Genomic DNA, 17367 nt, shown 5'->3' on the forward strand with positions numbered 1-17367 from the left:
ATTAAATAAGGATTGAAAGTCCAAGTAATACTGCTTGTTGAGTAGGAATATTAGTGATACGCGCCGTTTCGGTTAAAGAATCCACCTGATAGTCGGGATTGCCCCCAAATACCTGTTGATACTCTATATGTAGGGCTAAATTGTCGTTTAATTTATAGCCTATTCCTGCTTGAAGCTCTGGACTGATTTGAGATAAATCATTGACTTCATTTCTATCGACTTGAGCTTGTCGATAGGCCACTCCTCCTTTGAGAAAACCAAATATTCGCTCGTCTTCAAAAGGAGTAATTTGTGCTGTTACCAGAATATCTATCATCGGTTTAACAAGGATGCTGACTGGCTCGCCTCCTAATTCATCCAGGGTTGATTTAGGAATATCCAAACGCATGGTATTGCCATTTTGTATTCCTGCGTCTATTCCAAGAGCAAAAAAACTAGACAGATTGTATTGGGTATTCAAGCTCAATCTTCCCATGACGCTTTGTCCATCATTGTTATATACAGAATCATAATGAGTGAGGCCCAAGCTACCAGAAAACCCCCAACTTAAGGGCATGTCACAATCTGAACACGCATAGGATGGATGCAGATAAACACACAACAAGGCAAACAACAGATGTATTTTTTTCATTTTTTAATCCTTTTTAGTTTCATTTATTAAAAATGGGATATAGCGCGAACCCGAGCATTCGTGTTGGATTTGTCACTGGCAACCAATTCTCCGGTCGAAAAATTAATGAGCCAGGCTTTGGATGCGTTTGCTTCTGTTGAACTCCAATATAGGTCTGGCGCAAAGGAGGACAGGTTGGCTTCTTGTAAATGGGTGTGCATGAGTTGTAATTCAAAAGCACCTGGCAAATACCATCCGCCATAGCACATGCTGTCATTGGCAATTGGGGTCTGGCAGGGCGTTATTCCATCACTTAGAACTTGAAAGGATACGGCTTTTAGGGCTGCAAATGTTCCTTTTTGATTATCAATCGTTTGCTCTGCAATAATGACTCGTGTATTGGTTTCTCCAGCGCCTATTCCATCTGCTCGTGCATTGGTTACTTTGTTTCCTGAGGGCCCATTTCGCCATTGCACTCCATCGCTTAGAACATCTCTTTTGCTGGCAATCAATCCGTGTTGGCCTGTTTCATCGACATAAAAAACAATACCGCCGCGATATTCTTCGCCAATATGGTGCTGATTGGATAATTTGGCAGTGATTACAGCACCTTGAATTTCAATTCCTGGACCTGCCTGATAATGAATGGGTTGTGGAAGCTGGTTGACTTGAGCTTGAAGGGCCGATATTTGCCCGCCTAATGCACCTATTGCTCGCCAAAGTCCGGTGTGACTGGCATGGGCATTTAGACTGGTTAATAACATTATGGTAAGAATTGATTTGTTCATGATTTCCTCATTAAAATTAAAAAGAATGAATGGGGCGAACCTTAGGCTCAGTACTTGATTTATCAAGAGAACTGGATTCACCAGTGATCCAATCTAAAGCGAACGATTGGTTGACGCTTGCTTCCGTTGAGGACCAATAAAGATTGGGTGAAAAATTTCCAAGCCCTTTGTCATAAAGATTAGCTCTTAGAAGATGTAATTCGTTTAATGAGGGCAAATACCAGTTGCCATAACATAATTCATTCTCAGTGCACGCAAAAACCCCATCGGATAGGACAGAAAAACTTTGAGCGATCAATGCTGCAAAACGCCCTTCCTGATCGTCAATGGTTTGTTGACTAACGATTAAGTGGGTGTTGGATAGACCTGCATAAACTCCGTTGCCAAGAGCATTCGTTGTTTTGTCGCCACTTTCTCCATTTTGCCATGACATCCCGACACCTTGATTTGCATCGATTTTGGCAACGATTAGCCCGTGTTGTCGGGTTTCATCAACCCAAAAAACAATCCCCCCTTGATAGGACTCCCCTATCTCGTGGAGCGTGACCACTGGAATCGCATTGATTTTAGACTCCGTTTTTTGGCTTTCCTTAGCCACTTGGATGAGAATCGTATCAACAGCTTCTTTAATTTTGCTGTTCACATATTCTGTGGAAGCAGGACTTGATGTGGCAACAGTGCTGTAAGCCAATAAACCAAACCAAATATTTAAAAGAAATAAGTGTTTTTTCATGAAGTGTTCCTCTTGTTTATCTTGATTTTTTAGGGGTATAAGCGGGTTTTCCTTTTGCATCGGGATAGCTCTCTTTGCATTGCGGATAAGCGCTACAGGACCACCAAAATCCTTTTTTCCCAGGGCGTCGAACAAGTCCTTTGCCACACACTGAGCAGCTGTATTGATTGGAAATGGTCAGCGCGTTTTTAGTTCCTGATATGTGAATGGCTGTACCATTCGCTTTTTTTACCCATTCCTTTACAAACTGGGTTTGCCTTTCAATGAATCCCATAGATAGGGTTTCATCCTCTTCTATGTCTTTTAAAATACGCTCATTAATGGCGGTTAGAATTGGGCTTTTGACCACTTCGGGAAGTGCATCAATGATGCTTTTTCCTAATGAAGTACTGATAATAGTTCGCCCTTTTGTTTCCAAAAAATCACGACGTTTTAATTCTGAAATAATGGATGCACGAGTTGCTGATGTGCCAATTCCATCACCCTCTTTGAGCATTTTTTTATGTTCTTCTCCTACGATATATCTATGGATGTTTTCCATCGCTCGTTGCAGGGTCCCTTCAGTGAATCGACCTGGTGGCTTGGTTTTGGCATCGATTCGGGTGGCTTTTAAGCATGTCACTGCCTCATTTACCCTCATTTCAGGCAGGTTTTGCTGTTCATTAGTCCCTGCGGTTTCTTCTTCATCTGCAACGGCATACACATCTCGCCAGCCGTTATGAATAATGGTTGTTCCAGCGGTTTTAAAGGTCATACCATTCACTTCAATGTGAACTGTGGTGCTCAGGTATTCGTGCACGGGGTAGAATTGGGCAAGATAGGCACGGACAATTAAATCATAAACAACTCGTTCTTTTTCATTTAATCTGGAGCTGTTGCCCAGATGCTGAGTTGGGATAATTCCATAATGCGCCCCTACTTTGCTGTCATCCCAGGTGTTTGATTTAATGGACGTATCACACCGTTCAATAAGCGCAGTCAACTCAGGAATAACCTGTTTTAGAGCCTCTAAAATCTTTGGTGCATCATTGAGTTGGGATTCGGGTAAAAACCCACAATCGGTTCTGGGGTAGCTTGTGAGTTTGTGCGTCTCATATAAGGATTGGCAGGCATCAAGTACTTCAGAAGCTGTATAGCCCCATTTTTGGGAGGCACTTAGGGTAATATCGGATAGAGAGTAAGCGCGGGGATGGTTTTTCTTCTTTGGTTCTTTGGTGTATTGGGTAATTAATCCCGAGTAGCCTGTCACTTGACTAAGGATTTGATTGGCAATATCAGGATCAATCAAACGACCTTCAGAATCTAAACCTTGCTGATGTTCATCTGCATGAAAGGTCGCTAAAAAGGCATGGTTTTCAACCTGGAACGCAGCCTTGATGGTATGATAATCCTTTGATTTAAAGGCCTCAATTTCTCGGTCCCTGGCAACAACCAAGGCCAGGGTCGGTGTTTGTACGCGTCCCACCGTCAGTAAAGTATTACACCCGCCACGCTGAGCACTTAAGGTATAAGCACGACTTAAATTCATGCCAATTAACCAATCCGCACGGCTTCGACTGAGTGCGGCCAGATTTAATCCTTTATAGTGTGCATTGTCTTTCATGGACGCGAATCCACGTTGCAACGAGATGGAATCATGAGCAGACACCCAAAAACGAACTACAGGCTTTTGGTTATTGAAGTATTCTAAGATTTCATCAATCAAGAGCTGCCCTTCCCTGTCGGAGTCTCCAGCATTAACAATGAGCTGTGCCTCTTTGAGCAATTGCCCAATGATTTTAAGTTGTTTTTTGGCCTCATCTTTGGGTTTTATAATCCAGGTTGCTGGGATGATGGGCAGCTCATCAACTCGCCATATTTTTTTATCGGTTTTAGGATGCCTTGGAACGTCATTGGCGGTGTACTCATCAGGCTCAGCACATTCCAGCATGTGGCCAAAACACCAGGTGATTTTATCAGTGCCACATTCAATATAGCCCTCCCCTTTACCCGTTACTCCAAGCTCTTGGGCTAGCGCACTAGCCACGGATGGTTTTTCTGCAATAAATAAACGCATGGTTTGTTCCTTTTTAAGAAGTAGATCCCCAAGTGAGGATGGGCGAAATCACCGCCTTAACCTGAGAACGCTTTATGAGGCCAAAATACCGCGCATCAAAGGACAGATCGTTTTGGTCGGTCATCAGCAGTAATTCAGAGTTCTTTAATGGGTATTGTTGATAAGTCAGTTCAGGCAATGGCCGCCCCTGCTCATCTGTTGGATACGGAACACTATGTTCTACGAACCGATTGTTTACCCAGACACCCCATGGATTGATGGATACGACATCATTGTGCGAAGCTAGAACACGTTTCATCATGTAACCAAAGCCACCAGAACAAAAACCAGAATGGATATATCCCCGTTTTAATGCTTTTTGGAAGATGCTTTTTTGTGGTGGACAAAATAGAACGTACTCTCCTTTTTGAATGGGGTGTTTGGTTATCCAATAAAGGCCTAGTGGAATACTTCTGGAGGTATTAAACCGAGCGCCACTGATAGTGAGAAGTCCAGTTAAAAAAATGAAGCTTAAGCTTGCGATGGCCACCATCATGCTTGCTTTTTTTGCCAGTCGTTTCATAAATGAATTTCCTCATTTGTACTAAGACTCTGACGCAAGGTATCGCTTATTGCGGGAGGGGCAAGGGCTGCGCGAGCAGTAAAAACAGGATCTTTAAAGTACAAAGGCTGCTTACCATAAATCATAGGAAATCCGGCCATATAAACTACCATGTCCCCCGCCTGCTCAATCAGACCCATTGAATTTTTTTTAGGTCCAGGAAGGCGTAAACATTCATCGGCAGTTAATAATGGACGTTGTACTTCGGCAATAGTGCGTGATACTTGACTTAACATAAGTCCCGCACGTCGGCCGCTGGTGGTGATTTGCTCTTTAATCACGGTTGTAAGTCCCGTGAGTTTTGATAGATGCTCTGCAGTTTCAAGGCGGTTAGGAGGAAATGCATTTTGAATGTGGCAGTTAGAGGTAATGGTTTCATCAGGACCATAACCCCTCTCACGGCTTTTGAGTTGATTAATGTCCTGGCAAATCAGATAAAATTTAATGCCGTAGCCTGCAACAAAGGCAAGAGACTCTTGCAGAATATCGAGTTTTCCAAGGCTTGGAAATTCATCAATCATGCCTAAGAGTCGGTGTTTGTAGGTTTTTTTGGTACGCACCGTGTGTGATGGTTCAGGACGCAGAGTACAGCGCACTAAAAATCGTTGCCAGAATGAGGTTTCAGGAAGGAAGCGCTCAAACTCCATTTTATCTGCCAGTAAACGTACGCTCATATTGATGAGTACGCGAACTAGCGGCTGCAAACGTGCCTTATCGTTTGGTTGGGTGACAATATAAAGGCTTACAGGTTGGTCATGGTTCATTAAGTCTTTGATGCTAAAATCAGATGCGCTAACATTTCGTGCAACAACCGGATCGCGATAAAGCGACAGATAGGATTTTAAGGTGGATAATACTGAGCCGGCTTCTTCTTCTGGCCGGTCAATCATGTCTCTAGCGGCTGCATGAATGACGGGGTGAGTGACGTTATTTTGATGGGGATATTGCGTCATTTCTTTCAATAAATCTGAAACGCTGAGATGGGTATCCGCCAACATGCGGTCGATGTTTGGGAAATGTGCAGGAATTGCCTCATTTTTTAGTTTGTATAAGGCATGAAGAATGAGACCAACTAATAAGGCTTGAGAGGTTTTTTGCCAATGAGACTCAAGGCCTTTGCCATCAGGATCAACAATCAACGTTGCTAAATTTTGGACATCACCCACTTCATATTCTGTCCCAATTCGAATTTCATCCAGAGGATTCCAGCGGGCAGAACCCTTTAAAGAAGCTGGCTCAAAGCGAATGACTTTATTATTCGCGTGATTTTTTCGCCATCCTGCGGTCATCGCCCAAAGCTCCCCTTTTAAATCGGTAATGAGTGCGCTGTGAGGCCAGGACAGTAAAGTAGGCAAAACTAACCCCAGTCCTTTTCCTGAGCGAGTCGGGGCATAAGTCAAAATGTGCTCAGGTCCATTATGGCGTAAATAGTGGAGCTGGCCGTTTTTATCTTCCCAGGCTCCTACATAAACCCCTTCCTCGGTACCTAAAAGACCTGATTCAATAATGTCTTTTCGATTGGCCCACCGGGCGGAGCCATGCAAATGTGCATTGGTTGTTGATGAGTTTTGCGCCACCCGCTTCAACATGGCACACCCTATTAAGCCAACCGCTGTGAGCATGGCACCCAGACTTCCTGCGGTGGTAAACTGCTGGGGATAAAGTACATATCCTTGTTGCCACCAGGTAACAATTGACCAGGGTAGATAGACATGGTTCCATGAAGCACCTAAAGCGTCATGATAATCAAAAAGATAAGCAAGGTATTGAGTGGCAGCTTGAAGGCCAGCCGCAAGGGAGGCTATTGCTAATAAGGGTATTGATTTGCTGTGTCGTGCTTGGTGATTCCTACCTTCTGGACCACTTTTATACTGGCTGTGTTGTCTCATGAAAAACCTCGCATCGGGTTTGATGTATAAAAGGCATCTAATGCCTTTAGTGCGTTACGATTGACGTAAACCGTCTCACTTTTAGTTGGTTTATTCAGCGGTTGCGGTACCGCTATGCTGGTATGAATGGCTCGTAGTGGTGCACTACCCGGTTGGGTCACGCCATAGGTTGGAAAACGCACCTCTAACCATTGCCCCCATTTGGCTGCTTTTTTAATTAAATCTTCCCTATAAATCTGGTTGTATTTAGGGGTTCTGGAATGATAGTTGGCAGCCCGGGTCCATAAGTCTTGAGAGTCATGACGCAAATGCCCACGCAAGCGCCAAGCGGCTAAATCAAAGGAATAACAGCCTGGTTGTGCTACGTCGTCCGCGGTAATGCCGTACTTTTTTAAATCTTTAAGGTAGGTGGTATTAAATTGCATGGAGCCGACATCAAAGGTCCCATTGCTGTTTTTAACCCACTGTTTCGGCGTTCCCCCTTCTTTTTCAGCAACAGCCAGAACGATGTTCGCAGGCACTTCATATTTCACGGCAGCCATAATGGAGCACACCACGCGCTCTTCAATCTGTGGAGGTAAATCAATCGCTATCATTCATCCCCCGCATCAATACGTGGAGATTGATTGACAAAATGAGCTACTTCTTCATTCTGACTGGCTATGCTCACCACGTTACCTGCACCTAGACTGTCGCCACTAAAATCAGGAGCGCTGTCATTACTTGCTGACTGCGGAGTTTGGGTGTTGTGCTCTCCACCTGAACCGCTATCGCTCATGTTATTAATGGATTGTGCGACCTGGCCACCAAAGGTTTCAGAAATGCGTGCCTGGGCTGCATCTTTCATGGAGTCGAATTTATCTTTGACAGTTTGAGCTGCCCCCATGGCTAATTGAGATCCCATTTGTGCCGCCATTCGACTGGCACCTCCCATAGCACTTGCAAGGCTTCCACCGGATTGATTTGATGAGCCGCCACCTGATGAACTGTCTGCCATAGCGCTTTGTGCGGCTTGAAACGCTGCTTTTAAGGCAGACCCGCCGCCTGCAGCGCTTGTAGCCGCACCCATTGCCGAAGCTGCGGCACCGGACGCCATAGCTCCGGCCATACCAGCAGCACCAAGGGCCGCCCCAAGCCCAAACCCACCCATACCGCCGCTACCGCCTCCTCCACCGCTTACAATGGCGCCTAATTTAGACGGGATTTTATCCATAAGAAGTAAGAGAATGATGGCCACGACTAACATCACCAGCAGTTCTTTAAAGGCCATGTCATTACCCATGGCGGCGTAATATTGATCGATAAAGGACTTGCCAATTCCGACTAAAAGAACCATGGCAAACATCTCTACACCTACGCCTAAAACCATCTTGTAATAACTAATCGCAATGTCCTGAGTCCAACGACCACCACCAAAACCTAATAAAAACACCCCACCATAGGCCAGAATCCATCCGGTAATCAGGATGATTAATAAATTGATACTGACTAAGGCCAGCACGATAAGAATCACGGTGGCAATTAATAAGCCCACAGTGGATGTGGCGGGAGACCAAATGGATGATTTATCAACTACCTTGGATGCAATATCAAAACCTATGTCAATAATTCCTGAAGGGGAGACCACTTTATTAAGTCCAGAGGCTTGTGATGCCATCATTCGACACGAATCCATAATGGCCGTTGCAATCGCAGGACCATTTCTTAGAATCCACAAGAAAAAACCCGTGGTTGCAAAAAAGCGTACGGTTTCAGCAAGAAATTCGCCAATATCCGCTTTTTTTAAAGCCATTAACCCGTAAGTCCATACCATACTGATTAAGGTTAATCCCCAAAATAACCAGGTGCCCAATTCAACCAGTCGCTTTCCCCACCCTGATGCAGTATTTGCAAAACGTACAAGAATGCTGTCTAGGAGATCGGCATTGTTTATTCCTGATGCTCCTGCATGTGCTGAGTGACACATCAGCGTCAAAAAACAGATGAATACACTTGAGGCAAAAAATTTCTTCATGTTCTTACCACTCCATCCCAGAATTTTTTTTAAAACTCCCCTGGCGAAAACACGCATCTGCTATTAGGGTTTGCTCGGCTTTAGAACGCCCTGTTGGAGAGTCCTTGCACGTTAGTTCGGTTGCAGGTTTTGGTGGTTGGTCGCAGCCTGTGAGTAGTCCTACCAGTAACAACGCCATTAAGTGTGATTGATTCATGTTTGTGCTCCTTTTGAATGTCAGTGAATTACCAGGTTTTTCCTGAACTTTTTTTAAAACTCCCTTGGCGGAAGCGCTCATCTCCTGCAGCCTGTATCGCTTCTTTATCTGCGATGGCCGCAAGGCGTGTTGCTTGGGCATTTTGCTCTGCCACCATTAAGCCTCGAATTTGCAGTAGTTGGTTGGTTTCAGCGCTCGCCAATTGGTTTGCCGCTTGAAGGGCTGCCATTTGCCCTGGGGCACCTTGTGCTTGTTCTTGTAAACGAGTCAATTGACGTGCATCAGATTTCATGGCTACTTCTTGAAGTTCTAAGCCCCGTAACATGGCGTCATTGGCTCGTTTTTGAGCTTCTGAGGCATTTGCTTCTTGTTGCAGTAACGCATTAAGCTCTGCTTCACTGCATTGTCCTCCATTAAAACAAGGCATGTTTCGGTAATGGTTCTCGTCCTGGTATCGGGATAAATATTCATTCATGCCGCCTGCTTGCTGTTTGTAATAGTTCAGCGTATCTATGGAGTTGACTAGGTTATCCATGGTGTTGGTGGCTTCATCCCAGGTGAATTTATCCAGATTTTTAGTATTTTCTAACATGTTTTCATATTGGCTTAATTGCGTTTTATATTGTTGAAGTTGTTGTGATGTCTGAGTCACGCTTTCAAGTAAATTAGTAAAATCAATGACTGGTAAATTCGCATAGACCGCTTGAACCAAGATGATCGCGGTAACTGATGTCCTAACCGTTAAAGAGAGTATTTTTTGAATCAACATGGTGCTATCTCCTTAATGCTAATAATCAAATGATTGATAAGGTTTGGTGAAGGTCATGTCTTTGACCACGATGACATTAAATTCATAGCCTGGACGAATGGTGAGGCTTGGCGCTATATTTAAGTTTTTCGCGATCATTTGGGATGTAACCTGCCCTAATTCCTGGCCTAATGCGGCACTCATCACAGAGCCTGCAGTGGGTTGAGCGGGTTGGCCAAAGGCCCCCGTCTGTGTTGGGTTTTGGCTGTAGGTGATGCCAGCAACAACACCTGACATGAGTAAAGCCGAGCCAAACAAACGCACGTAATGGTTATTTACCTGGTCATGAAATCCTGCATAACCTGCACTATCGCCACCCGGCATGGAACCTATATCTAATGCCTTTCCGTCAGGGAAAACCAGGCGCTGCCAGGCAATCAACACTGAGCTCTGTCCATAGGACACTTCATTTGAATACATCCCTATGAGGCGTGTTCCTTGCGGGAACAATAAGTATTTACCAGTGGCAGTGTCATAGACATTTTGGGAGACTTGACCAATGATTTGCCCCGGTAAATCAGGTTTGACACCACTAATCATTATTCCGGGAATCACAGCTCCTGCTCTCAAAACAAAAGGTGTACTCGGTGCCTCCACTGTAGAGTGAAGCTCCCATCGGTCGGAAAGATCGCCTGAATTTTGCGATGGGTTTTGAATCAGATGCATCCCCGCATCCCCCTCATGGCCTCCCATAGCAGCGCGTATTTGCTGTAATCGTGCTTGATATGAAGCAGTAGGATCTCCTGAATTAAGAAGTTCCATTTGACGTTTAAGGGCTGCCAGTTTTGACTGGGCATCATCCCCTGCATGTTGCGTTTTGAACGTTGATGCAGTGCTCAGTTGATCGGGAAGTGGGATGCTCATTTTTGCTTTTACCGCATCCTCAAATTGTTCCATCTTTGCCATCTTGATGCGATCGAGATCGGGTGAGGTCAGCTCACCAGAACGTATCGTTTTTGGACGTAAAATAGGAGGTTTATTACGGATAACGGGTGGGTTATCTGGATTATCGACTAAGGCCACAGGCAGTGCCAGGCTGGTATTCACCTTCTCAATCGGTTTGGCGGGCATAATAATGCCTCCTTCACGCCCTGCTACAATCTCAGCTGCCATTAATGAAGAATCCATATGGCGCTCTACAGGAATGGGATCTTGCTTTGTTGGGTGTTGTTGATTGGCGCGCTTCATGGCGACGAAGGCAATGATGAGTACAAACAGCGCAAAAGCTGCGATAACAAGGATTAGAGGAAGATTATTGACTCGACGTACCCCGTTTTGGTTTAAAGTTCCAGGGGATGCATTAGGTAACATCAGATCATCATTTTTTTTCATGGTGTTTACTCCTTTCGAACCCAAAACCCTAAAGGGGTCAATGTGCCGTTTTTAATTTTATAAGCGCGGCTAAGAGACTGTTGCCCCACTATGAGGGTGACTCGATATAAGGTTCCTTTGATGGGCTCATCGACTACGTAGTACAAAGCCACATTTTGTGATCCTTGAGAGCTTGCTCCATGACTTGATGATTCATTGATGCTGTAGCCTTTTTGTCGTAAGCCTTCAATGAGCGACACACCAAAAGAGTCTTTAACGGACTGTTTGAACTGAAACCGGGTTCGGGCCGGAGGATAAAGAGCAAGCAAACGATTGATGCAATCTTTGGTTATTGCTTTATTTAGGGTCACTGGAGTTGTAGTAAAGCTCCCTTGTTGGACTGTGGCACATCCTAAAAGATTAAAAGTAAGCAGCAGGATAAAGGGTAGTTTGAGTCTCATTATTTTCTCCTGGTGATGGTGATTTTTTCTTGGTTTCGGCCAACACCGGCAATCAAAATGGCTTTATCAAAAACGGTGTCTACAATAAACCGATTGTTTTGTACCCGATAATTAACCATCACCGTTTCAGCTTTTTTAAATAATCCCCCATGGCGCAAAACCAGCAAGGTAGGTGCTTGCGTTTGTTGCATCGCTTGAGGCATTTCAATGATGGTTTTAACCCCATCATTAAATACCCGAGTGGGTTTCCAGCGGGTGTTACCTGTGATGCAATAGTTAAAATTCAGATTGCCTAAGTATTCCCCGGTAAGGGGTATGGTGTTGTTATGACGCTCAATGGTTTCTTTCACCCGAATGGCATCCCATTTGGCTTGGGCATCTTCCGGGTAAATAAAGGACACATAAGGCATAAATTGTTTGCGAGAAGAGCGAAGACGTAAGTGATAGGTTCTTCTGTCGGTGGTGACTACTAAAGACGTATCAAGACCCACATCAAGCGCTTTAATCAGCAAATGCAATCGTTGGGCAGGACCAATTCCGGTGATTGCAGGCTCCACAAGAAAGCGTGGATCGCCCACATTGAGGTTATTCACTTGCTCACCAGGCTGTAGAGCTACGTCACAGACTTGCAGTACGGCACATAAGATTTGGGTCTGGCCTGAGCCATAAACAAAAGCAATGGACCCATCTCGAGCCGTAACTGGTTTGCTAGTCGCCATTCCAGTTTGCCATTTTTTACCAATGGAAAGGGCTGATTGTTCCTGTGGGGTGAGCTGAACCACTTTTTTAGAAAAATAGCGATCGGCTATATCCTCGGAAGCGCCAGCAAGTGCCACAACAGGGACACACATTAATGCAAAAAGCAGTTGTTTCTTCATGAGATCACCTTAAGTTAAATTTGTTTAGACCAGTTAAAATCACGAATATAGAGAAAATGCGGGTTACGCAGCGCCTCAATGTCCGTGGTTTGGCTGGTGGGTTCGTTTTGATAAATAGAGACGATTGCCCGCATTAAAGTAGGTTTTGTCTTTTGTGAGCCATCACGACTTCTTACTGTTTCTAACCAATCGACCTGCCATGATTCTTTTGATTGCTGTAATACAGAGCGGATCTCAATACTGACGGTTTCATTGGCTGCACGATTAAAAGGATTCACCTCTTTGTTGGCGTTTAAGTATTCATTGGCTTTTAACGTTGCCGGGTCTTGTGCATTTAAAAAAGCATACGTTTGCAACACCGCTTTTCGTTGTAAATCCGCATCTGCAGTGACCAGGCGAATGTGTTCAATAAACTGAGCTACGGTGGTGCGGTAATCATCGGTTTTTGCATCAGGTATACGGTCAGCACGGGTGATTGAAACGGTATTGCCCGAAGAATCTTGTTGAAACACTAAAGGAATGAATTTTGATTGGTTGCCGATGTAAATCATGCCACCCACGGATGCAAGGCTAATCATGAGTGAAGTAATGCCTACCACCTGCCATACTTGAAGGGCAGACATCACTCCTGCTACATGCCCATTCCAGGTTCGCCTAGCATTTAAGTAGGGATTATCATTCGATTGCATTAAGTTTTTAGACTGTTTGTTGAATCCATTAAAGCTTATTTTTTTGAGCATATTCATGCAGTCACCCCATAATCGTTAAGAGCCAATCCTTTGGTGCGTAGCCATTCATGCACCCAATTGGCCTTGTGTGTTTTTTCTAATTGTTGAATCATGGCTATGGACTCCTTATCGGTGGCCCCAACAAAAGAAAGTGCCAGTGGTCCAAGCGCCAGACTGTATAAACGACGGCCTTTTTCACTGACGTAGTAGTAATCTCGTTTAGGAACAGCACTGGCAATAATGTCAATTTGAGTTGGGTTAAGTCCCATCTGGGCATAGGTTGCAGCGGATTCTTGAGCACGTGCATTAGGATTAGGTAGAAATATTTTGGATGCGGTGGATTCCACAATCACTTCAAGAATTCCTGAGTTGACCGCATGGGACAGATGTTGGGTGGCCATCAGGACACAACAGTTTTTCTTGGCCATGCTGTCGAGCCATTCGGCGATTTTATTGCGAAATACCGGGTGAGCTAACATGAGCCACGCCTCATCAAGAATAATGAGCGTCGGACGACCATCCAGAGACTGTTCAATACGACGAAACAAATAAAGTAATACAGGAAGCGCAAATTTTTCGCCTAAATTCATCAACTCCTCAATCTCAAAGGTCATAAAATCAGAAAGACCAAGACCATCGGTTTCCGCATCTAACAAATGCCCCATTAATCCATCAATGGTGTATTGCTTTAGAGCTTCTCGAATGATTTCATCTTGAATCGTAAGACAAAACTCCGATAGGGTTTTGGAGTGGCTTTGATGCATGTTGATGATGGCGTAACCTATTTCATTGCGTTGGGTATGCGTCGTCATTACACCGTTTAATGCCAAAATGGTATTAATCCACTCCATAGCCCAGGCTCTATCTGCTTTAGTTTCTAAAAACTGTAACGGTGCAAAAGCCAGGCGCTCATTTTTTGCAGCAATCGTGTAGTGATTTCCGCCGCTACCCAAGCATGCAGGAAACATTGACATTCCCTTATCAAATGCATAGATGCGAGAACCTAAATAACGGCGCCATTGCAAAGCAATGAGACCTAAATGCGTTGATTTACCTGAACGGGTTGGTCCAAACATGATGGAATGACCCAAATCACGGACATGCAAATTGAGGCGAAATGGAGAGTTACCACTGGTTACTCCATGCATAAGAGCGGGTGAGCTTGGAGGAAATAAAGGGCTTGGTGCTTCATTTTGACCGGTCCAAATGGTACTGGTCGGAAGTAAATCAGCCAAATTCATAGTATTTAACAAAGGTCTTCGGACGTTTTCAACGCCATGCCCTGGCAACGTCCCCATGAAGGCATCCATGGTATTAATCGTTTCAGTGCGGGCGCTAAATCCTAATGCGTTGATCGCTTTTTCAATGTGACGTGCGGCGCGCTCAAGGCTTGCTCTGTCCTCACTCATCAACACGACTACACTGGTATAATAACCCTGAGCCACCATGCCGCTGTTGGTTTCAGCTATGGCATCTGAAGCATCCTGTACCATGTCCATAGCGTCTGTATCAATGACCCCCCTATTCGTATTAAATACCTGATCAAAAAAGCCCCGTATTTTTTGCATCCATTTCTTTCGATACTTCTCAAGGTGTGCAACGGCTTCATGGTTATCCATAAAAATAAAGCGTGATGACCAACGGTACTCAATCGATAACTCCGCAAGAGTGGTTAAAATTCCAGGATGAGACTCCAAAGGAAAACCTTCAATGGCAACGCATTGAATAAATTGTCGCCCTATCTTTGGAATGACACCGGTCCATAGCTCTTGCCCACCAATCACCGCATCAAGATACATTGGGTTACCAGGCAGAAGAACTGGGTGATTAAGGCCTGTGACACAAAATTGAATCCAACGCAGGAAATTGTCGTGCATCACTTCACCGCCGTCTTCTTTCAGAACTTTTTCGCTACCCAATCGGGTTAAAGACACTGCACCAAACAAACGTGATTCTATGTTATGGCACTCTCGTTTAAACGACTCGATGAGTTGGGTGGTTTGAGCATGGCGGTTGGGTTTCTCAGCATCGTCATCAAACATCAACTCCACAAATTGACGTTGCGCAAGCTTTGGCGGAAACCAGGTCACGGTAAGGATAAAAAACCCTTCATAAAGCGTCCCTAAACGCTCAAAATGGCGACGTCGCTCTTCATCAACAGCTGCGGATAGTGCATCAGGGAAATGAGATTGGGTTCCTTCATTGTAGCCAGGTGCTGCCCGGCGCACTGCATCCACATGAACCATCCAACCACTGCCAAGAGCGCTAAGAGCCTGATTGATGCGAAAAGAAACCAGTTCTCTTTGATGATGGGTAGCACTCGCATTGTCCTCACCACGGAAGAGCCAAGAGGCCATGAATGCCCCGTTTTTTCCGACAATGACCCCATCATCAACTAAGGCTGCGTAATTGAGTAAATCAGAAAGCCCCGCTTCTTTTTGCTGATGTTTTTTAAGACGAAGTTCAGTAGAGGATTTGCGCACAGTTGCAAATAAAATCCAAATAAGCGCAATACTCAATACCGAAATAAACACTAGGATGAATTCAATCATTTATATTGCCTCTCCTGGGACCCAGTATTCACTCGAAATGGAGTGGAACGTGCTGGGTAATAAGGTTGATAGCGACGCTGGCGTAAATAGACAAATCGCAGTTGTGGGTCAGCTTTGGCCATAAGTCTTAACATCCAGAGGGATAAAAACCACAGCCCAATACCCACAAACAACGCAATCCAGTCTTGGGTAGCAAATACGAGGATTGCGGCCAGTAGGCCCGAGAACATCACCAGTTCTCGGTCGCCACCCATAAACAGATTGTGACGATTTCCAGCACGTCGAATGGGAATGGAACGCAGGCTCATGATGCAACCCTTGGACTGTGAACCGAATGTGAACCAATTTGCGCCCCTTTTCCTGTAATGGCTGAGAGGGTGTTTTTTGCAGCAATGATGAAAGCAAGGACCAACACGATAAAAATCAACGACCGCATGAAGCCATTCATATCGCCACCAAAAATTAACGCAGCACCTGCGGCAACAAGACCTATAATCGATACGGAAAAAGCGAAAGGTCCTGTGATCGAATTACTGATTTTTGTAAGCCAACTATCAAAAGGCAACCCTCCTCCACTGGTGCTTGATGCAAAAGAAGGCTCGGTTCCTAGTAAGAGCAACATCATTAAGCCTAAGGTAATGAATACTTGGGGTTTTAAAAACAGAGCGTGTTTATTCATTAAATAATTCTCCTTATAAAGTTCGGGTAATGTAGTGGCCGTCGCTAAAGCCTGAGACTTCTAAGAGTTCTTGCACGCGACGACCATCCTGAGTTCGGGCGATATGGACTACCAAATGAACTGCCTCGCCTATGAGCGGTTCAATGTCTGCAGGTGCGGAAGGATTACGCGTAATGAGTGATTTTAAGCGCGTCAAACCTGCGGCAGGGTTATTGGCGTGAAGAGTGGCCGCCCCTCCTTCATGCCCGGTATTCCAGGCATCCAGTAAATCCAGGGCTTCAGCGCCTCGAACTTCTCCTACTAAAATTCGGTCCGGGCGCATTCTTAAGGTTGTTTTAAGCAGCATGGTCATGGTGACTTCAAGGGTTGTGTGGTATTGCACGCAGTTTTCTGCTGCACACTGAATCTCACCGGTGTCTTCTATAATAAAAACCCGCTCTGTTGGGTCAAATAAAACCATTTCATTGATGATGGCGTTGACCAGAGTTGTTTTACCGGAGCCTGTGCCACCAATAACAAGGATGTTTCGATGGGTTGCAATGGCTTTTTTAATGGCTTCACAGTGCTCTTTTGACATCACACCAGACAAAACGTATTCATCCAGCGAAAAAATGGATAGAGCTTTTTTACGAATGGCAAAGGTTGGCGCATGAACAACAGGAGGAAGCTGGCCTGCAAAGCGTGAGCCATCCAGTGGCAACTCCCCTTCTAGGGTTGGTTTGAAGCGGGTAATTTCTTTGCCATGAAAACCCGCAATGGTTTTAATAACCGATTCAGCACGACTTGCTGACATGGTTCCAATGCATTGCATTTTTTCGCCCAGCCGTTCCTGCCAAAGACGCCCATCCGCATTGAGCATGATCTCCACTGTTTTAGGATCGGCTAAAGCGTTCTCAATGACAGACCCTAAATCACGGCGCAATTTTTCTTTAGCACGGGTTTTTACCGTTGACTGTTCTTCATCATTGTTCATCTTTGAACTCCTTCATTCATGTCCTAATTCCTTTTTTAAAGTCAAAAAATTCCCATCAGATGATAAACATCCGATTTTTGATTTAATTTT

18 protein-coding genes are annotated in these 17367 nt (G+C 44.8%); all 18 read right to left on the minus strand.

The genetic code is table 11. From position 1 onward, the window contains the following. Window position 1: 1 nt before the first annotated feature. From ACD661_RS15980 to trbB, 18 genes are read right to left on the minus strand one after another with little or no spacing between them, the layout of a single operon-like run. Entirely contained in the window at window positions 2–631 is a 630-nt protein-coding gene (locus ACD661_RS15980; protein ID WP_133137711.1) for an outer membrane beta-barrel protein, read from the minus strand. A gap of 26 nt (window positions 632–657) precedes the next feature. Further along, window positions 658–1398, minus strand: a complete 741-nt coding sequence (locus ACD661_RS15985) for an Lcl C-terminal domain-containing protein (protein ID WP_318795623.1) — start codon at window positions 1396–1398, stop codon at window positions 658–660. Window positions 1399–1414: 16 nt separating this feature from the next. Continuing rightward, complete coding sequence (locus ACD661_RS15990) at window positions 1415–2131, minus strand: Lcl C-terminal domain-containing protein (protein ID WP_400188859.1); 717 nt, start codon at window positions 2129–2131, stop codon at window positions 1415–1417. A gap of 16 nt (window positions 2132–2147) precedes the next feature. Beyond that, entirely contained in the window at window positions 2148–4187 is a 2040-nt protein-coding gene (locus ACD661_RS15995) for a DNA topoisomerase 3 (protein WP_400188860.1), read from the minus strand. A 13-nt stretch (window positions 4188–4200) separates the two neighbouring features. Next, on the minus strand, window positions 4201–4749 hold the full coding sequence (gene traF / locus ACD661_RS16000; RefSeq protein ID WP_400188861.1) for a conjugative transfer signal peptidase TraF: 549 nt from the start codon (window positions 4747–4749) through the stop codon (window positions 4201–4203). After that, window positions 4746–6677, minus strand: a complete 1932-nt coding sequence (locus ACD661_RS16005; protein WP_400188862.1) for a type IV secretory system conjugative DNA transfer family protein — start codon at window positions 6675–6677, stop codon at window positions 4746–4748. The genes traF and ACD661_RS16005 overlap by 4 nt, the downstream gene beginning before the upstream one ends. After that, entirely contained in the window at window positions 6674–7273 is a 600-nt protein-coding gene (locus ACD661_RS16010; RefSeq protein WP_058475065.1) for a transglycosylase SLT domain-containing protein, read from the minus strand. The genes ACD661_RS16005 and ACD661_RS16010 overlap by 4 nt, the downstream gene beginning before the upstream one ends. Then, window positions 7270–8691, minus strand: a complete 1422-nt coding sequence (gene trbL / locus ACD661_RS16015; protein WP_400188863.1) for a P-type conjugative transfer protein TrbL — start codon at window positions 8689–8691, stop codon at window positions 7270–7272. The genes ACD661_RS16010 and trbL overlap by 4 nt, the downstream gene beginning before the upstream one ends. 4 nt (window positions 8692–8695) lie before the next feature. After that, window positions 8696–8887 (minus strand): entry exclusion lipoprotein TrbK, encoded by a 192-nt coding sequence (gene trbK / locus ACD661_RS16020; protein WP_120047486.1) that lies wholly within the window; start codon window positions 8885–8887, stop codon window positions 8696–8698. 28 nt (window positions 8888–8915) lie between these two features. Further along, the gene (gene trbJ / locus ACD661_RS16025; protein WP_400188864.1) at window positions 8916–9656 is read right to left on the minus strand and encodes a P-type conjugative transfer protein TrbJ; all 741 of its coding nucleotides are present in this window, start codon (window positions 9654–9656) and stop codon (window positions 8916–8918) included. A gap of 18 nt (window positions 9657–9674) precedes the next feature. Further along, a complete protein-coding gene (locus ACD661_RS16030; RefSeq protein ID WP_400188865.1) occupies window positions 9675–11027 on the minus strand; it encodes a TrbI/VirB10 family protein in 1353 nt (450 codons plus the stop codon). Between the two features lie 5 nt (window positions 11028–11032). After that, on the minus strand, window positions 11033–11467 hold the full coding sequence (locus tag ACD661_RS16035) for a hypothetical protein (RefSeq protein ID WP_400188866.1): 435 nt from the start codon (window positions 11465–11467) through the stop codon (window positions 11033–11035). Continuing rightward, a complete protein-coding gene (trbG, locus tag ACD661_RS16040; protein WP_058475060.1) occupies window positions 11467–12345 on the minus strand; it encodes a P-type conjugative transfer protein TrbG in 879 nt (292 codons plus the stop codon). The genes ACD661_RS16035 and trbG overlap by 1 nt, the downstream gene beginning before the upstream one ends. Window positions 12346–12359: 14 nt before the next feature. Continuing rightward, window positions 12360–13091: a VirB8/TrbF family protein gene (locus tag ACD661_RS16045; RefSeq protein WP_083501358.1), complete on the minus strand. Its 732-nt coding sequence runs from the start codon at window positions 13089–13091 to the stop codon at window positions 12360–12362. After that, on the minus strand, window positions 13088–15625 hold the full coding sequence (locus ACD661_RS16050; RefSeq protein ID WP_400188867.1) for a VirB4 family type IV secretion/conjugal transfer ATPase: 2538 nt from the start codon (window positions 15623–15625) through the stop codon (window positions 13088–13090). Before ACD661_RS16050 ends, ACD661_RS16045 begins: the two co-directional genes overlap by 4 nt. After that, a complete protein-coding gene (locus ACD661_RS16055) occupies window positions 15622–15933 on the minus strand; it encodes a conjugal transfer protein TrbD (RefSeq protein WP_058475058.1) in 312 nt (103 codons plus the stop codon). Before ACD661_RS16055 ends, ACD661_RS16050 begins: the two co-directional genes overlap by 4 nt. After that, on the minus strand, window positions 15930–16304 hold the full coding sequence (locus tag ACD661_RS16060) for a TrbC/VirB2 family protein (protein WP_400188868.1): 375 nt from the start codon (window positions 16302–16304) through the stop codon (window positions 15930–15932). The genes ACD661_RS16055 and ACD661_RS16060 overlap by 4 nt, the downstream gene beginning before the upstream one ends. Window positions 16305–16317: 13 nt before the next feature. Next, complete coding sequence (trbB, locus tag ACD661_RS16065; RefSeq protein ID WP_400188869.1) at window positions 16318–17277, minus strand: P-type conjugative transfer ATPase TrbB; 960 nt, start codon at window positions 17275–17277, stop codon at window positions 16318–16320. Window positions 17278–17367 lie beyond the last annotated feature (90 nt).

This window comes from Legionella lytica (genome assembly GCF_044626755.1).
Classification (GTDB): Bacteria; Pseudomonadota; Gammaproteobacteria; order Legionellales; family Legionellaceae; genus Legionella; species Legionella lytica_A.

Excerpts from the sequence above, each read along its gene's own strand:
- ACD661_RS15985 (WP_318795623.1), bottom strand. The coding sequence starts at position 1,398 with ATGAACAAATCAATTCTTACCATAATGTTATTAACCAGTCTAAATGCC.
- ACD661_RS16060 (WP_400188868.1), bottom strand. The coding sequence starts at position 16,304 with ATGAATAAACACGCTCTGTTTTTAAAACCCCAAGTATTCATTACCTTA.
- ACD661_RS15990 (WP_400188859.1), bottom strand. The coding sequence starts at position 2,131 with ATGAAAAAACACTTATTTCTTTTAAATATTTGGTTTGGTTTATTGGCT.
- ACD661_RS16045 (WP_083501358.1), bottom strand. The coding sequence starts at position 13,091 with ATGAATATGCTCAAAAAAATAAGCTTTAATGGATTCAACAAACAGTCT.
- ACD661_RS16010 (WP_058475065.1), bottom strand. The coding sequence starts at position 7,273 with ATGATAGCGATTGATTTACCTCCACAGATTGAAGAGCGCGTGGTGTGC.
- ACD661_RS16055 (WP_058475058.1), bottom strand. The coding sequence starts at position 15,933 with ATGAGCCTGCGTTCCATTCCCATTCGACGTGCTGGAAATCGTCACAAT.
- ACD661_RS16035 (WP_400188866.1), bottom strand. The coding sequence starts at position 11,467 with ATGAGACTCAAACTACCCTTTATCCTGCTGCTTACTTTTAATCTTTTA.
- trbL (WP_400188863.1), bottom strand. The coding sequence starts at position 8,691 with ATGAAGAAATTTTTTGCCTCAAGTGTATTCATCTGTTTTTTGACGCTG.
- ACD661_RS15980 (WP_133137711.1), bottom strand. The coding sequence starts at position 631 with ATGAAAAAAATACATCTGTTGTTTGCCTTGTTGTGTGTTTATCTGCAT.
- trbG (WP_058475060.1), bottom strand. The coding sequence starts at position 12,345 with ATGAAGAAACAACTGCTTTTTGCATTAATGTGTGTCCCTGTTGTGGCA.
- ACD661_RS16050 (WP_400188867.1), bottom strand. The coding sequence starts at position 15,625 with ATGATTGAATTCATCCTAGTGTTTATTTCGGTATTGAGTATTGCGCTT.
- trbJ (WP_400188864.1), bottom strand. The coding sequence starts at position 9,656 with ATGTTGATTCAAAAAATACTCTCTTTAACGGTTAGGACATCAGTTACC.
- ACD661_RS15995 (WP_400188860.1), bottom strand. The coding sequence starts at position 4,187 with ATGCGTTTATTTATTGCAGAAAAACCATCCGTGGCTAGTGCGCTAGCC.
- ACD661_RS16005 (WP_400188862.1), bottom strand. The coding sequence starts at position 6,677 with ATGAGACAACACAGCCAGTATAAAAGTGGTCCAGAAGGTAGGAATCAC.
- ACD661_RS16030 (WP_400188865.1), bottom strand. The coding sequence starts at position 11,027 with ATGAAAAAAAATGATGATCTGATGTTACCTAATGCATCCCCTGGAACT.
- trbB (WP_400188869.1), bottom strand. The coding sequence starts at position 17,277 with ATGAACAATGATGAAGAACAGTCAACGGTAAAAACCCGTGCTAAAGAA.
- traF (WP_400188861.1), bottom strand. The coding sequence starts at position 4,749 with ATGAAACGACTGGCAAAAAAAGCAAGCATGATGGTGGCCATCGCAAGC.
- trbK (WP_120047486.1), bottom strand. The coding sequence starts at position 8,887 with ATGAATCAATCACACTTAATGGCGTTGTTACTGGTAGGACTACTCACA.